This window comes from Bacterioplanoides sp. (assembly GCF_965219715.1).
Lineage (GTDB): Bacteria > Pseudomonadota > Gammaproteobacteria > Pseudomonadales > Oceanobacteraceae > Bacterioplanoides.
In genome coordinates this window covers 21,547-37,116 of sequence record NZ_CBDCOG010000001.1, presented here as the reverse complement: position 1 = coordinate 37,116, position 15,570 = coordinate 21,547, and the positions used below count along the sequence as shown (strand labels likewise).

The window sequence follows — 15,570 nt, the reverse complement described above, 5'->3', positions numbered from 1 at the left end:
GATCTTGCGACACTAATGTGACACAGAAGGGTTAGAATGGCGTGTGACACTGATGTGACACACAAAAAGAAAAACCCCTGAAAGCCTTGATATATCTAGCCTTCAGGGGTTATATATGGCGCACCCGGCAGGATTCGAACCTGCGACCATCCGCTTAGAAGGCGGGAAGGGTTGCCGTTTCAACGCCGCTAACTATAAGGGCTTTGAAAAAATTGTCAACCACCGTGACACTAAAGTGACACTTCTGGGCTTGCTTGAGGTGAATTCTGCATAAGCAGGGCGATCCGGTCAACCGCTTTTTTCTGTTTAACTTTTCGCCGGTTCAGGTAGAGCATTGTGGTTTTTATGCTGTCATGGTCTGCCAGTTGCTGGACGGCATAAGCGTCTTCACCTACCAGCAAAAGTTCAGTAATCATGGTTGCTCTCATACCCCAGTGAAAAGGTTTTATGGATGGTAAACCTAATTCCTTGAATATCTTGCTTGCCATAGTTGATATATCGCCCTGGTCATAAAACCAAGGTTCTCCATTTCCACGATCAAGAAAATATCTTTCACCTTGTTTACGTTCTGCCAGATCCGTCTTTAAAAATTTGTACAGCTCTCCATTAATAGGCTTGTCCGGCCACTTACGGCATTTATTACGCCACCCAAGCTCTTTGTTATCACGGATATGAACCATCTGGTTTTTCATATCTATGTTTGCCAGAGTCAAAGACCAGATGGAACCAAGCCTGGCTAGAATCTGAGTTGCCATCATGTAAGCTCTCAGCATATTTTTCATATCACGGATAGCTTTTAAATCATGATCCATTTCTGCAATGGCCAGTTGTGAAACAAGATAGCGCTTCACTTTATGTAAATCCTTTAATTCCAGGGTCTGCATATCCTTTTCAGGCAAGTCCGGCATTTTCAGCCGCTCCATTCGATCAATGATTTTTTTGTCCAAACAAAACAGCAAAAAGTTTTTTAAATGCCTTACATGGGTATGTTTTGTGGTATCAGAAAGTTTTCTCCCCCTGTAAGTTGCCTCATCCCCCAAATACCCAAGAAAAGTATTGTATTTCTGGTAGTCATACTCTGACATTTCATGGTTACTACATGCAGCAACATACAGATCTAAACTCCGGCTATACATCTTTGCTGTTTTCTCAACACAGGTAGCCCTGACAGAAGTTAGCCACAATTCCTTAGCCTGGTTAACAGTCCAATGCTTACGCTGCTTCTTCTTTTTACTCTCTTGCTCCTTCTTATATTGTTCATCACTGATCTCCCTGGCCTTACGTGAATACATCTCCATAAGACGGACATTTCTGTCAATTTCTTTCAGATGATCCACTTCATCCTGTCTGCACAGAGTTCTTCGGAGCCCCTTACGCCCGGCTTGCCAGCCGCCGGGAGGGGGGAAAATACCGACGTAGTTTCCCCGGCTTTTCTCAAAAAGCTTCCGTGACATACAGCCTCCCTGCTGATTTACTGCCTGATTCCAGCCCAGACAACCTTGCCGACTATCTTCAGTTCCTCAGCCGCTACCTGGCTGGAACCATAATTGTCACTGATGACATTGACCATGCCACCCGGCATCCAGCTTAACCGCCGAACCGAGATCCCATTGCCAAAATCAACCAGATAAATGCCATCCCCTGTTGGGCTATCCACATTAACCAAAAGAGCATCGCCGTGTTTATAGGCATCAATAGTATCTCCCTGATAACTGAATGCCCGGCACTGGTCAGCCACAACACCGATACGCTCCAGCACCGACCCGTCTATATAAAATTTCCTGCCACCGTCCAGATCCTCAACCCCTTCAGCCACTCTTTCGTCACCGGCAACCCCGGTAAGCAGATAGTCCACCGACACATTGCCAGCCTCTGCAATTTTAATAAGTTGCTGGGAACCCGGATTATCAATCACACCTCGCATTAACCGGGATAAATAGGACTGACTGACCCCTGATCGTTCCTCAAGAATCCGAGTCCCGCCGAGCTGATTTTTCACAGCAGTTATCCTCTCACCTAGACCTTTCTGCACATTTTTCTGCATACAAGCATTGACCTGATAATAGACCGCTTCTAAGATGCAGTTGTGCATATTTTTAGCCGTATACGCACAACCTTAACCAAGCACGTATATTTTAGCTCACATGAGCATTTTTTAATAACTTTACTATCTAAGGTGCATAAATATGGACGGAAATGCAATTAATGAAATTAAATCAGCAGTCATGGAAGTGGTTAATGCCATCAAGATTGACTCCTATCAGGCTTTTGATATTCAGAGAGATGAAATGCTGACCATGGATGACCTTTGCCAGCGTCTGAAGGTTCACCGAAACACTCTGTCTGGCTGGATAAAGTCCGGCAAATTTCCCCAGCCAATCATTGTCTGCGGTCAGAAACGCTGGTCATCTGCCAGCATCAACGCCAGATTGTATGAAGAAAACCCGCACCTGCGGGAGCGTGAACACTTGCTGGCAGAAGCCCGACGAATTTCCTGCAACTCCGGTCAGGGAAGTGTTGCAGCATGAGCCTGGTAAACGACGTAATCAGGGAGCTGGAAAACGACCCTGAGCTGAAATTCAATAAACTGAATACCAGCGGGTATATGCAGGAAGGCATATGCCCGTCATGCGGCAAGCGTGAACTCTGGACATACCGTGATAACCCATGGGTTTTGTTTTGCGGTCGCAAAAAAAACTGCGGTGACACATTCCACACCAGAGAACGCTATAAACACCTGTTCGAAAACTTCACCGAGCGTTTCCCGGCAACAGAGGATGATCCAAACGCCAGCGCCAGAGCCTATCTGCGTGATAACAGGGGATTCAACACCGGCCTACTGGCAGGATGGTATTCCCAGGAACAAATGCGGTTGGAAGATGGCAGCACAGCCCAGTCTATCCGCTTCAAAATCAGTGATGATTGTTACTGGGCAAGATTGATTGATGCCAAAGATATCCGCCGTAACAAGAGCAAAAAGGCAAAAATTGTTGGCTCTTACAGAGGCGAATGCTGGCAACCGCCCAAACAGGAAATCAACGATGGCGACTGGGTATGGATAACAGAAGGTATTTTCAAATCTATTGCCCTTCTGGAATCAAAATACGAAAAGGAGGCCATAAAAACCGTCAGCGCATTAAGCGCCAACAATCTGCCCATTGAATTCATCACGCGTAATGCAGATCGGAATATTACCTGGGTAATCGCTCTGGATAACGACAATGCAGGTATTAGCGGAGCCATTAAGTACAAAGAGGAGCTTAAAGAGCTGGGAGAACGTGTACTCATTGCATTTCCATCAGGCAAACCAGATTGGGACGACGAATTCCGTCTTGAAAAACTGAATGACAAGTATTTCAAAAATGCTTTATGGCGTGGCCAATACCTGACAGCCACCACCGCCAAGGAAAAAGCATTCTGGTTATACGTCAAAACCGGCTTTAACCATACCGTTATTGAGCAGAACCATCAGATTTGGCGTTCTGCCCTGCGTGACAAAAAGGATGCCAACGCCATGAGCGAATTTAAGGAACGATACCACGGCAATAAAGAGCCACTGTATACCGATCCTTTGCACGATGTTGATTCAGCCATAAATATGTTTTCTCTGGACTACAGCACAACGGCTATAAGTAACTGCCTGCCAAGGTTCCTTTATACAGAGGTAAACCCCCAAACGGATGATAAGCACTACTTCTTTAAAGTGACCTTTCCTAACCGTAAAGGACAATACCTGGCCGGACTCTCTGCCAGTGATATGGACAGCCCTGCCAACTTTGGCCGCTCCATGCTCTCCAAAGTCACCGGGGCAAGAGTCAGAGTTACGCCAACCGATCTGGATATATTGCAATCCATGTGGTTTGACCACGGCACAGGCCCGGAGGAGATTCGCACCATTCCGTTTGTGGGTTATGACCATGAAACCGGAGCTTATGCCTTTCCTGATTTTGGTTACTACAACGGAAAGATGGTAGAGAAAAACAAGGAAGGTTATCTGGCGTTTAATCAGGTCAGTATTAAATCCGGGCTGAAGCAACTGGGTAGCAATGTCTATCACACCGGAAAACGATCATTTAACCCAGACTGGTATTCAGACTTTTATTACATCTGGGAGAACAAAGGGCTGGCAACACTGTCATTCTGGACGGGTTCCCTGTTTGCCCAACAGATCCGAAAACGTCAGGAAGGCTATCCCATTCTGGAAATATCGGGAGATCGTGAAACCGGCAAAACGACCATGACCAAACACCTCTGGCGACTGCTGGGACTCAGAAAATATGAAGGGGTTGATCCGGAAAAACTCAACGAAAAGGCACTTGCCCGAAAATTTGCCCAGTTGTCCAATTTGCCACTGGTTATGAATGAGGGTGATCGAAGCGAATCAAAAGGCAGGTTAATGTTCAACTATGACTGGTTGAAAACCACCTGGGAAGGTGGAGTAATTCGTGGCACAGGTATCAAAAACCACGGACTGGAAACCAATGAAGAAGATTTTAAGGGAACCACAATTATTGTCCAGAACCTCAGTGTTGACGGTTCCGATGCCCTGCTATCACGAATTGTTCATATTCATATGGAAGCCACCGGCTACAACGCTGAAATTGAAAAGCGCATTGCCAACCTTCGATCTATGGATGTGGAAGATCTTGCAGCATTCCGCAATGAGGTGTTAACCAGGGAACCTGAGTTGCTGGAAACCTATTTCAGCGAATACGACAACGCCCACGCCGATCTTGTGCAACGAGCCAGCCAGCAGGAAGAAAAGTTTACCCCAAGGGTATTACAAAACCATGCCCAAATTCTGGCATTGGCTCACACCCTGCAAACCGTATTTGGCAATGAGCTGATTACCGATGTACAACTCAGACACTTCAAAAGCTACTTATGGGATCGCTGCAAGGATCGCCAGCGACGGTTGCAATCCGAACACGACCTGCTGCAACAGTTCTGGGAATACTACGAAACCCTGAATTACGAACGCAGCATGGCCGCAGGCAAAGAAGTGATTATCGAAAAACTAAACCACCTGACCGGAACAGGCAAAATTGCTGTGAACCTGCCGGAATTTGATAGCGCCTGCGGAGAAATGAAAATGCAGCGCCTGGATATGAGCGAACTGAAAAAACTGTTTCCCAACAGCCATACCCATGCATTTGTGGGTCAGAAAAAAGTCCGTTCCAAAATCCCCACGGCCAAAAAGCCAACATACCGTTGCTGGGTATTTGAGGAGGCCGCCAATGGATAAGCCTGTTCCACTATGTGTTCCCTTTTGTTCCACGAACGTTCCGTTAAATGTTCCAACAATGGAACAAGCGCAAAACCAGAAACGCCAAGGGCTAGAAGTATTTTTTAAAACATTTGTTCCATTTGTTCCGTGTTTTTATACCCCACTGTTAGAAATAAGTATGTTTTATAGATGTTTTAGCTCTGTCAGCAGGTTTGCTCAATTTCAACAGTGGGGTACGAAATGATGGAACAAATGGAACAGAGTGAAAAAAATCACTCTCTATCCCTTACAAAACAAGGCTTAAAGCCTGTTCCAAAAAGGGAACAAAAAAGGGAACAAGCATGGAACATTGTTCCATTAAAAGTGGAACAACTGATGGAACGACCATGGAACACACAGCCACTGGTATTTCTGGCTGTTCCAAAAAACGTTCCATCGTGTTCCACGTTGTTCCACTGGCAATGGAACACACTAAATGCAGGCGCTACAAGGGATACAGCCCTGTTTTTACTGGCTGTTCCATTTGTTCCGTGTTTTTTAACCCCACTGTTGGAAAACCTTATGACCAGACTACCCAGAACCCCGGCACAAACCGCCGCCGACCAGCGCAAAGCGCAACTGATCCGCTACCTGATCCGGCAAAGCGAAGAACGGCAGGTCATATTCCTGCGGTCACTGTCTGACAGCAACCTGCGGTTTGACCTGCAAAACCAACTGGCTGAACACCAGCGAGGCCAACACGATGAACCAGAAAGTCAATCTAAGAGAGAAACTGAACTTTGAATATCGCATCCTGAGTGGATCTGCAGATGATGCCATCAAATCCATCCACCAGATCCGCGATCTTCACCAGCTAATGCAGCTGCACAGTTACGAGACCCATCACAACCACCGGAAAAGTGTTAACCGGGCATTAATCCAGCGATTCAAGCACCTTGCACAACAGCAGGAGAAACACAGTAGACATTAACAAGACGCCAATACCCGGCACTGGTTTCTGTCCTGTCACCAAAACAGAGAATCAGGCCGGGTAACCTACGCACTAGATAGACAACTCAAGTTGTCGGCAGTTACGGGCGATTTGTGCCGCATGGTTTTGTGAGCAGCGCAGTAACATCCGAATTTCACGAACCGACGGCTTTTTGATAATTCCGTCATTCAGTGCTTTAGCCACAACCCGAACTTCAGGGGTTGTTTGCTCCAGTAACGGAGATTCATCCGTTACTGTCCGTTTTATTTCATGACCGTCATTACTACGCTCAGCAACAGGCTCTGTTACCGAATAATGGGCGTTACTGTCTTGAGCAACAGGCTCTGTTACCGAATAATGGGCGTTACTGTCTTGAGCAACAGGCTCTGTTACCGAATAATGGGCGTTACTGTCTTGAGTAACAGGCTCTGGTACCGAATAATGGGCGTTACTGTCTTGAGTAACAGGCTCTGGTACCGAGTAACGGACGTTACTATTTCGAGTAACAGCATGGCTGTTAGTCAGCATCACCGCCAAATCGAGCAGAAACGCCAGCAGAGTAATAAATGCCGTTACCAGTATTGAGCCAGAGATACCAGTAACCACTTCAACCCGTTCCGCCGCCGATGCCAGCGGAGTAACGTCAAATTCTGGCAGCATTTCAATTTGTTTGCGAACCTCAAGTCCCTTGGTGATATACCCGGATTCAATGTAGCCATCCATTGCCGCCTGAAGTGATGCCCTTTCTGCCCGTGCTGATGCCGATTTTTCATAACTACCAGAGAGTGTCGCAACACTGGCAACCATCGACAACAATAATGCCGCTACAATCACCCCACCATACAGTGCCATTTCACCGCCAGAGTCCCGGTTTTTTGCCTCAATAAATCGCTCAGGCATAAACAACAGCGCCGCCGCCTGAATCAATACCATGGATACCGCAAACAGTAACGCCGTTACTCCGCTGGCCAGGGAGAAACCAAACAGCCCCGTCATACCGAAGGACACCAGAGCCAGACCATGGTGAATATGTTTTTGAGTATTCATAATCACACCACCAGGCTTGTAGCAGTTTCAATATCCCAGCTGCGATCAGTCAGCTTTTCAATCGTGGTTCTGTACTCTCGAACGGATTTTTCCCGCCTGAACTGCTGCACTTCATTAAACAGGACTTTCTGAACATAGGCACTGTCTAAACCGTAGTTTTCAATTTGGCTCTTTAGTACATGGTTGGTTTTACTGGTGAGGCGATCAATAACCACTTGCTGGTTAACTTCAGACAATTCCAGACAGGCCTGTTCACCGATCCGGGAAGAAGTGGGCTTAATAACCCGCACTTTGCTTTCAACAAACTGCTGACCCATCTCCACCGCTTTAACAAAACCTTTTTTGATGGCTTGCTTAACGCCAGTGGTGAACGATTCAATAATCAGGGTATAGCGGTTACTGGTCTGACTGCCGTCTTTTCGGCTTCGGGCATCCACCTTTAGATGACCAGAACCTTTCAGGCTTTGGATTGCTCTTTTTACCGTAGAAATATGAAAGCCGGTATCGGCAGAGAGGGTTTTGACAGAAGGCCAGCTGACACCGTTATTGTTGGCACGATTGGCCAGGGCTACAGCAATGGATTTAACAGTGCCCTTTAGTGGGCAGGCAGTGACTGCATTCAGGTAATGATTAGCCATAGTTACTGAGACTCTTTTGGCTAACCGCTGTCACTTGTCATGGTGAGAAGCGGTTAGGGTGTTGACAATGCTCAGTCTCAGAGTTGAGCACGCTACAGACTCTACGACTGTAGCCACCGCTAACCGCTCCTCATAACACCTGGGCTATGAAGCAGCTGGGTAGAATCCGGTTGGTGAATTCTGAGACTGAGAAGGGTTGGATAGTGGTTGTCACGCCATCTAAACAACAACTAAATTTTACCAAAAAATCCAAACACGACGCAAGGCGTAAGAATAAGTTTTTTGATGGTTCACTGATGGTTAATGGTAGCTCATAGTGAATGGCTATCGGTTCACGTGGAAATCCATGAAGGCCATAAACCTTGGTAAAAAACTCATTTTTTTAAAAGCACACGCACTCCCACAATTGCATATTCTACACGCAATATCTGCACCTTTTCAACTCGAAAAAGTATAAATATTTCATCTTTTTCTATTGAAAGGTGAAATATTTTCATTATAATAAGCCTCAGTTGTTCGCAAGACGCAACAGTTCTTTAACAATGTGTTTACTTCTTCGGAGGCTTTCATGATCCACCTTTCACGGGTCACCAGGTGTGGTAAATGGGGTCAAGCAATGACCGGGCAGGAATTCCGTGATTTGCGAAAATCCATGAAGATTTCTCAGGAGAAACTGGGGGAAATTCTGGAGGTACAAAAGCGCACCATCATTAACCAGGAGAAAAGTGATACTGTACCGCCAGTGTATGAATACGCTATCCGGTTTCTGGCTATCCAGTCACGCCGTGAATCCCTTCAGACCATGACCGATGAATTACTGGCTCTTTTCTGAGTCAGTATCAAGCTCTGGAGGCGCTAGCCTTCAGAGTTTGTTTCAAGAGCTTCCACCCTTCCCAGTTGCTCACGAATACTGACCAGCAACTCTTTATCCCCTGTTCTCAGATAACGCAGCATATCCAGTGAAGCCGAATTCAAATGAAAGAAGGCATTGTGGATCTCCCGCAACTGTTGATACTCAACCGTATTACGATCCGCAAAGCTGGAAAACCCGTTCCGGGCTCTCTCCCAGTCACGGTCAAAGGCCAGTTGCCAGTCATTGTTACGAAATGTGGCAAAATTCTGATAGTTATCAGGCATGAATCGGGTAAAGTTCAGAGTCAGCTTTTCCGCATGGGAAAACAGAGCACTTCTCCAGCTTGCTTCCACCTGCTGGCGTTGCTCTGCGGTCAGGGTATATTGAGGCTGAGTATTGACAGGTTGCGTGGTTGCAGCCGTTGCATTGCCTGCAACCACTGCAACGGAAAGCATTAGAGCCAGACTACTTTTTTGAAAAGTACGAAAAAGCCTGTTTGAACAGGCGAGCGGAAAACGATTCACTATCAAGATAATTTTGCAACCGGTCAATTTTACGGGAAATCCGCTGCAATTGTACGGCTAACTCACTGTCATCTGAATAAGCACCACTTCCTAATCTGTCCTGCATTTGCGATACAGCCATATCAACATCACGTTCTTCGATCAGGTATTCATGCTCAATGGTAAACGTCAGCCTGCGGGAAATTTCAGCATTAAGGGAACGGTTATTCTTACGAGCCTCAGCATGAAGATAGTCACGATCTTTCATTTTCAAGCGTATGGAAAACTGACTGTGTTCATCGCTGGTATACACGTTATGCACCATTTCAACCTATTACCTCTTTCTGATGCTAACGGGTTGATTATGGTTTGAAACGAACCAATTTTTGAACTATTTGATATTTCAACTATTTTTAACTGTCGTACACCTGATTGATAAACCAGTATTTGGTCTATATTGGATTGCACCACTAATAACCAAATATCTTAAATAACAAGCTAACAGCTAACAGCTAACAGCTAACAGCTAACAGCTAACAGCTAACAGCTAACATAAAGGTTTGTTTAATGGATAACTCTGTCAACTATAAATGCTCTCACTTACACAAAGATCCAGTGATCAAGATTATTGAGAAAAACGAACGTGGGGGGCTAATTACCATCTGTTTTGCTTTCCCATTCCCGCTGACATGGCATGGAGACAACTACACCTACGATCCTGATCATACTGTTGAGGAGGTTTTCATGGGGGAAGATGAAAGCGAGCTTATGGATCGTATTCGTTCCCATGTGAGAACCATACTGGTTTGGGAACACAGAAAAGCCCATGAAAATATTGGCAACCTGGTTAATATAGAAAGCATGAAAACCAGCATCAGCCAATCTGTAGCAGTGACATAACCTGTTTTTTTTCTTCCCTGGTCATACGCCTGACCAATTCGGCCACCAGGCTATCCATCTGATCTTTTGGTGGTCGTGTATCGTGCTTATGGGCAAGAGTCATCACAAAACCAGAATCACAATGTTTATTCTCACACTGACAGTACAGCTCAGTAACACCGGCTGAAATCCGGTTATTTTTTCGTATACTGGCTTTTTCCATGCAATGGGGGCAGTTAACTCTCATAACGTCTGTTTCTGATAAAACAGACATAGTATAGAAACAGGAATTGTAATGAACACCTGTAACAAGCGAATTTTTGATACTAAGGGATTTCTACACCTGATCCAGACGGTTGAATTTACCGTTAAGTCAGTCAACCCGGAGGCTGATGCCTGCGATGTGTACGACACCCTGATCATGGCAGCCTCTGCTATGGGAGCTGACATAGCCAGACATGCAGAAAGCCCTGAAAACGCAGCAAAACAGTTTGGTGATGCCTTGACGGGTAATATCTTGAATATGTTAAGGGTGGGCAAACAATGAAGCCTGAACAAATTACGGAGCGTGGGCAAGCCAATGTTGTTCATGGGATCGTTAAAGCTAAAAATTTGAAAGTTTCGGAATATAATTCATTGGAAGGGCGGGTTTGCTGTGATTCATGTGAAGGCAACGGTATTCAGTACGATGATTTTGACGAGGATCATTATATTGAATCTGATTGTGATGAATGTGGCGGGCTAGGCCATGTTGAAGCATACGAGGTTAAAGCCGTATAACCCTGTGGGTTCAACGGCAGCCGAAGGCTGTCCGATTGGAACCCCTTGTTAGGTTCACGATGGCACAATATTGGAGAGATAAAATGAGTGATAAATACCAAGCGATCAAAGAGAAATTCAAAGCCGGTGACTGGGTAAAAGGCACTAACAAGCATGATGGGTGTTCTCAGGTTTTTGATATGAATACAGATCGTCCCCAGCCATTTGATTATCTCGATGAGACTGACCCGAATGAGTTCCGTCTTGCAACTGGCGATGAAGTGAAAGAAGCGTACCCAAACTTGCACCCAGACGAACTGAAGGCAGTTTACGAAAGAGTTGGTTGAGTGAACATAACCTAGAGTTGATCGGCAGCCGAAGGCTGTCCGTTCGAACGACTTGTTATACGCCGGTTGACACAATGTTGAGAATTGAGGTGAGTAAAAAGTGAAAAATCGTACTGAAAACGAACGCAAAGCCCAATACGACGAAGCCTATGGTGAAGGAATCCGATTGGCTTTTGAAGGCTCAAAACGCACTGGCTGGATGCACATTTATGATAACCCGCCGCAATGGGTAGTCGATGGTTTTAACGCAGGATGGGAAGCACAAAAGCAGGCTGAGGCTATCGGGGAAAATCTTTATTAAGGCGTATAACCCTTTCATAACCAGCCGCCTGTCAAGGCGGTCTGAGTTGATGAATTTGTTATCTGACGTTAAATAAAGAGGTAAAGAATATGTTTGCAAATGCACAGCAAAAAGCCATTGACCACCCTGATACATTCGAAGCACCAACCCCTGAAGAACTGGCGCAAGTCAGAAAAGGTTCTTATGTGAAAGTGTGTGCTGAACCGGAACGCTTCTGGGTACTTGTCGAGCGAGTGATAGACGGCAAGGTACAGGGAGTAATTAATAATGATCTGGTATTCAGTGATAAGCATGGTCTGGTGTGCGATCAGAGAATATCGTTTGAGCTGGATAACATCTACCAGATTTATGATGAAGCTGATTAAGGCAGATAACCCTGGTTATCAGCAGCCAGCCGAAGGCTGGTCTGCTGGATGATCCTTGTTATATTTCGAGGTTCGATATGGAAAACAAACAAGAAGATACGTTCATTTGGGAAGGCAAGAAATACAGGCGAGCGACAGTAGACGAGGTGGCTGAGTATCAGCGGCTGATAGGAGAAGTGACGGAAGATATAAAGAAATTATTTCAGCTTGGAATTTCTTTATTCCATTCCAGAGATCATGTTTTTGCTGAGAAGGGCATTTCCAGACTTGAAGAATACCCAACGCTCAAAGGTTGTAAAACAATCAAGACCCACTGGAGTGTAAATAACTTTGATTTTGGAACAGAAATATAACCCTTAGTATCTGGACTGGTACACATAACACGCAAAACCCGTTATTTTCTGTACCAGTCCACATAATACTCAAAATCATAGGAAATACGAGCGTTATACGGACGAGTCCGCTTTTCCACATTAACAACCGTACCAACTATCGACGCAATGGAATAACATTCACTCCTGTTTGCACTGGCTTAGACAAAGCCTGCTGTAACTGTCGTTGCAGATCATCGTTGGCATAGTTGATATATATTCTGGCCGACTCCAGCGAATCGTGACCCATCAAGATGGCCGTTATGCAGGCACTGGGGTTAAACCTGAGTCTTTCACAGCATTAATCGGTTTTACAAAACCGATTAGTCCTCACAATCAACCCAGCCACAGTCCCAATCTGCCCTATCAACCAACCAGGAGGAACCAATCCCAGTTCCTCCCGGCTGAAATGCGTTTGGTTGCATCGTTTCAACCATTGTAAATTCCGAAGGAATTTACTTAGGCAGCAACACCAGTTGTTGCACTGGTATCCATCAACGGCAACTCAAAATCAAACTCAAAAACATCCATACCCAGTTGCCGGTTAAGATCCAAAAACGGTTGCACCATACTTTTCACATCGGTTTCAATGTAAACCCGAACGATTTTCTCAATATCACCAAAGCTCTGGTTTCCCTCTGGCCGAATGCCTGCCAGTGCCGGTTGCATACCATGCCCAACAATCACATCATCGGCGGATATGGACTTAATCCTGTTGAATTCGTCTTTCTGGCTGATATCCCCTACCGGAATCACCTGAACCGCTTTGTCTTTACCGCCCGGTATGTTGACATACAGGCTCCGGAAATTCCCTGCCCCTTTACCCTCTTTGATTTTATCCCTGAGCATTTTTTCAGTTTTTACATCAAGGTTCGGATCAGTGGTATAGAGAATGTAACCAATATGGCAGCCATTCCGGTAATAACGTCTGCGGAACAGGGTTGCATCTTCATTCAGTAACAGTGCTTGCATAGAGCACAGCCAATCAGGAATCCCGTAAATCTGCTGTACTGTGTCATATTCTGAGGTTTGCAGTACTTCACAGGGCTGAAAATCTACCGGAGCCAGCTTATCCGGGCCTAACCAGCAAAACTGGGTTTCACCCTGGTCAGTATCCGGTTTGCGTCGCATATTCAATGCTGGAAGATGTTGCAACTGTGCAACGCCGTTGAAACTGTTGCGGATAATCTGGAAATACCCCATTCCAAAACATTGATGGTCATAACAGGCGCAACGAAAGTCCTGCATCCCCACCACCTCATTAGGCTTGAAAAACCGGCTGAGAATATTCCGCTTGAAGTTAATGCAACGGCCATGCTGGGCATTGGCATGGCGCATCCGACTAAGGCCGATTAACGATACCGGAGGTTCGTAATACCCTGCCCAGGGCGAAAGGAACACCCCCAGATAGTCCAGCAAATTATCCAGCACCGGTTCCGGATCGCCTATCCGGAACTCCTGCACTGCCACAGAACCCCGCTTTTTACGCCGCTTGCTCATAAGCATCACCAAAGGCATAGGTGGACGGACGCATATTGCGGTAATTCAGCCCCTCATTGATCAGTGCATGCATAATGGCCCAGGCACTGTCAGCATGGCCGGTTCGCTCCGAACGATCAGCAACATAGGTAATCCGCCCGTGTGTGGTGGTGGTGCGGTGGATCTGCATAAATCCCGCCGCAATATCGCTCCAGGAGGCATCCCAGAGTATCCGACCTTGGCCGATCACTTCCTGGGCTTTCAGCACCAGCCGGGTCTTGGATTCGATGGTGTAATGAATGGGCGTGGCATTGGGATAGAACTGTTGCACCTGTTCAAAGACTCCAGAGCCTGGTCCGGTTAAGTCAATACCCATATAGTCCACACTGTATTTTTCAGTGAGCGAACGTATTTTTTCTGCCTGGTAGAACCAGCTCTGGTTCAACATGCGAATACGTTCAAGCACCCGGAATTGTCCACCCTGCCGTTTTGGTGGAGCCACGACTGCTATACAGGCTCCATCTCTGGTGCGGGATGGATCATAGCCTATCCATACCGGTTTATTGAGGTATGGCCGGGAACGTCCCGGGTTGAAATCACGCCAGTCAGCACAATCTGAAATACAGGGTTGCAGGGTTGCCAGCTGAAACAGGCTGTTGCTGTCGTCAATAAACCGGCAACGGAATAACTGTTCCAGTTCATCCTCTGAATACTCCAGCTCCAGATCCTCCAGGTCAAACAGGTCACAGCCCTGTTTGATGGCATCATCAATGGTGATGATCTGCCGGTATTGTTTATCCGGGCAGAGAATGCCGTTACGAAGTTGCATGTCTGTCGGAAACTCCGGAACGGGCTGGTTCCGCTTGCGAAACCGTTCTTTGTACGGTTCCCCGCTCCAGATGGCATAACCGGGATGACTGATAGCGGAAGGGGTTGAAAAATAGGTTCTGCGAAACCGTTTCTGGCTTGCCATGGCCTTAGAAACCTTGTCCAGCTTTTCAAAATCCCTTGTCCAGAAATATTCATCAAAATACAAATTGCCGTTATAGCTCTGGGCAGTGCAGCTATTGGTGCTGAGAAACAGCAGACTGGTCAGCCCTGCATCGGTATGGATATCGATGCGATCACGCCCTGTTAAATCCTGATCAAACCAGTCCAGGGCGAATCCCTTGATGTAATCCCGGAACACACTGGCTTGATTTTTGGAGGCCGATAAAAAGATCTGGTTACCCCCATTAAGAATCGCGTCCACCAACGCCTCTGCCGAAAAGTATCGGGTGAACCCAATCTGCCTGGATTTCAGCAGATTACGAATACGGTTATTGATGTATTTGTACTGGGCAATCTGATAGGGAAACTGGCTGGCATAAAACTTCTTTAACAGGCTTTCCCGATCCATTCCGGTAAAATCGTTGGATGCTTTTTTTTTCGGCTTGCCTTTCTCCCGTTTACCACCATCGGGTTTGGATTTTTCTGCCCGGTGTTCAAGTTTGTCAAGACGTTCAATAACACCGGTCAGCAGTTCTATTTCTGCCAGTTGCCGTTCTGTTTTACCCTCCATTGCCAGCAATGCAGCAAGACGACGTTTGCCAACCTCCAGAGGGGAACCCTCTGTTTTCAGATTGTCCCAGCCATACTGCCTTGCCCAGCGATAAATTGTATTACGGGTAATGCCCAGAGACCGGGCAATATACGTCACCCGTTTCCGGGCAATATACAAAGACCGGGCCGCTTCAATGGTTTCTTTTTCGTTTGCCATGCCAGGAGTTTACAACCGGCAAAATGCCATTTTACGCCTGTTATTCCAGTTAATTCCTGATTGCAATAATCA

General features: G+C 46.2%; 20 protein-coding genes. 11 read left to right on the top strand and 9 right to left on the bottom strand.

The window, feature by feature from the left end; all coding sequences use genetic code 11:
• Positions 1-230: 230 nt before the first annotated feature.
• Positions 231-1,454 (bottom strand): tyrosine-type recombinase/integrase, encoded by a 1,224-nt coding sequence (locus ACOQOZ_RS00270; protein WP_420588226.1) that lies wholly within the window; start codon positions 1,452-1,454, stop codon positions 231-233.
• A 17-nt stretch (positions 1,455-1,471) separates the two neighbouring features.
• On the bottom strand, positions 1,472-2,092 hold the full coding sequence (locus ACOQOZ_RS00265) for an XRE family transcriptional regulator (RefSeq protein ID WP_420588225.1): 621 nt from the start codon (positions 2,090-2,092) through the stop codon (positions 1,472-1,474).
• Between the two features lie 94 nt (positions 2,093-2,186).
• On the opposite strand from ACOQOZ_RS00265, the gene ACOQOZ_RS00260 reads away from it, so the two are divergent.
• The 3 genes from ACOQOZ_RS00260 (at position 2,187) to ACOQOZ_RS00250 (ending at position 6,010) form a co-directional block, all read left to right on the top strand.
• Positions 2,187-2,528: a helix-turn-helix transcriptional regulator gene (locus ACOQOZ_RS00260; protein WP_420588224.1), complete on the top strand. Its 342-nt coding sequence runs from the start codon at positions 2,187-2,189 to the stop codon at positions 2,526-2,528.
• Positions 2,525-5,245: a toprim domain-containing protein gene (locus tag ACOQOZ_RS00255; protein WP_420588223.1), complete on the top strand. Its 2,721-nt coding sequence runs from the start codon at positions 2,525-2,527 to the stop codon at positions 5,243-5,245. Before ACOQOZ_RS00260 ends, ACOQOZ_RS00255 begins: the two co-directional genes overlap by 4 nt.
• Positions 5,246-5,467: 222 nt before the next feature.
• The gene (locus tag ACOQOZ_RS00250) at positions 5,468-6,010 is read left to right on the top strand and encodes a hypothetical protein (RefSeq protein ID WP_420588222.1); all 543 of its coding nucleotides are present in this window, start codon (positions 5,468-5,470) and stop codon (positions 6,008-6,010) included.
• Positions 6,011-6,269: 259 nt separating this feature from the next.
• Here the strand turns inward: ACOQOZ_RS00250 and ACOQOZ_RS00245 are convergent, their stop codons facing one another.
• On the bottom strand, positions 6,270-7,244 hold the full coding sequence (locus ACOQOZ_RS00245; RefSeq protein WP_420588221.1) for a hypothetical protein: 975 nt from the start codon (positions 7,242-7,244) through the stop codon (positions 6,270-6,272).
• Between the two features lie 2 nt (positions 7,245-7,246).
• Positions 7,247-7,882: a helix-turn-helix domain-containing protein gene (locus ACOQOZ_RS00240; RefSeq protein WP_420588220.1), complete on the bottom strand. Its 636-nt coding sequence runs from the start codon at positions 7,880-7,882 to the stop codon at positions 7,247-7,249.
• 568 nt (positions 7,883-8,450) lie between these two features.
• On the opposite strand from ACOQOZ_RS00240, the gene ACOQOZ_RS00235 reads away from it, so the two are divergent.
• Positions 8,451-8,714 (top strand): hypothetical protein, encoded by a 264-nt coding sequence (locus tag ACOQOZ_RS00235; RefSeq protein WP_420588219.1) that lies wholly within the window; start codon positions 8,451-8,453, stop codon positions 8,712-8,714.
• Positions 8,715-8,737: 23 nt separating this feature from the next.
• On the opposite strand, the gene ACOQOZ_RS00230 is transcribed toward ACOQOZ_RS00235, so the two are convergent.
• The gene (locus ACOQOZ_RS00230; RefSeq protein WP_420588218.1) at positions 8,738-9,190 is read right to left on the bottom strand and encodes a hypothetical protein; all 453 of its coding nucleotides are present in this window, start codon (positions 9,188-9,190) and stop codon (positions 8,738-8,740) included.
• Positions 9,191-9,200: 10 nt separating this feature from the next.
• Positions 9,201-9,551, bottom strand: coding sequence for an Arc family DNA-binding protein (locus tag ACOQOZ_RS00225; RefSeq protein ID WP_420588217.1), 351 nt, complete (start codon positions 9,549-9,551; stop codon positions 9,201-9,203).
• 254 nt (positions 9,552-9,805) lie between these two features.
• Here ACOQOZ_RS00225 and ACOQOZ_RS00220 point away from each other — a divergent pair, with 254 nt between their 5' ends.
• Positions 9,806-10,138: a hypothetical protein gene (locus ACOQOZ_RS00220; protein ID WP_420588216.1), complete on the top strand. Its 333-nt coding sequence runs from the start codon at positions 9,806-9,808 to the stop codon at positions 10,136-10,138.
• On the opposite strand, the gene ACOQOZ_RS00215 is transcribed toward ACOQOZ_RS00220, so the two are convergent.
• Positions 10,113-10,364, bottom strand: a complete 252-nt coding sequence (locus ACOQOZ_RS00215; RefSeq protein ID WP_420588215.1) for an ogr/Delta-like zinc finger family protein — start codon at positions 10,362-10,364, stop codon at positions 10,113-10,115. The genes ACOQOZ_RS00220 and ACOQOZ_RS00215 overlap by 26 nt on opposite strands.
• A 48-nt stretch (positions 10,365-10,412) precedes the next feature.
• Here ACOQOZ_RS00215 and ACOQOZ_RS00210 point away from each other — a divergent pair, with 48 nt between their 5' ends.
• The 6 genes from ACOQOZ_RS00210 to ACOQOZ_RS00185 all read left to right on the top strand — a co-directional run bounded on the left by ACOQOZ_RS00210 (position 10,413) and on the right by ACOQOZ_RS00185 (position 12,242).
• Entirely contained in the window at positions 10,413-10,664 is a 252-nt protein-coding gene (locus ACOQOZ_RS00210; RefSeq protein ID WP_420588214.1) for a hypothetical protein, read from the top strand.
• Positions 10,661-10,897 (top strand): hypothetical protein, encoded by a 237-nt coding sequence (locus tag ACOQOZ_RS00205; protein WP_420588213.1) that lies wholly within the window; start codon positions 10,661-10,663, stop codon positions 10,895-10,897. The genes ACOQOZ_RS00210 and ACOQOZ_RS00205 overlap by 4 nt, the downstream gene beginning before the upstream one ends.
• An 83-nt stretch (positions 10,898-10,980) precedes the next feature.
• Entirely contained in the window at positions 10,981-11,223 is a 243-nt protein-coding gene (locus tag ACOQOZ_RS00200; RefSeq protein WP_420588212.1) for a hypothetical protein, read from the top strand.
• A 100-nt stretch (positions 11,224-11,323) separates the two neighbouring features.
• The gene (locus ACOQOZ_RS00195) at positions 11,324-11,524 is read left to right on the top strand and encodes a hypothetical protein (RefSeq protein ID WP_420588211.1); all 201 of its coding nucleotides are present in this window, start codon (positions 11,324-11,326) and stop codon (positions 11,522-11,524) included.
• Between the two features lie 89 nt (positions 11,525-11,613).
• Positions 11,614-11,889: a hypothetical protein gene (locus ACOQOZ_RS00190; RefSeq protein ID WP_420588210.1), complete on the top strand. Its 276-nt coding sequence runs from the start codon at positions 11,614-11,616 to the stop codon at positions 11,887-11,889.
• 77 nt (positions 11,890-11,966) lie between these two features.
• Positions 11,967-12,242, top strand: coding sequence for a hypothetical protein (locus ACOQOZ_RS00185; protein WP_420588209.1), 276 nt, complete (start codon positions 11,967-11,969; stop codon positions 12,240-12,242).
• A gap of 477 nt (positions 12,243-12,719) precedes the next feature.
• On the opposite strand, the gene ACOQOZ_RS00180 is transcribed toward ACOQOZ_RS00185, so the two are convergent.
• Positions 12,720-13,760, bottom strand: a complete 1,041-nt coding sequence (locus tag ACOQOZ_RS00180) for a phage portal protein (protein ID WP_420588208.1) — start codon at positions 13,758-13,760, stop codon at positions 12,720-12,722.
• Positions 13,744-15,498 carry a terminase large subunit domain-containing protein gene (locus tag ACOQOZ_RS00175; protein ID WP_420588207.1) on the bottom strand — a complete coding sequence of 585 codons (1,755 nt, stop codon included), beginning with the start codon at positions 15,496-15,498 and terminating at the stop codon, positions 13,744-13,746. The genes ACOQOZ_RS00180 and ACOQOZ_RS00175 overlap by 17 nt, the downstream gene beginning before the upstream one ends.
• Positions 15,499-15,570: the final 72 nt, after the last annotated feature.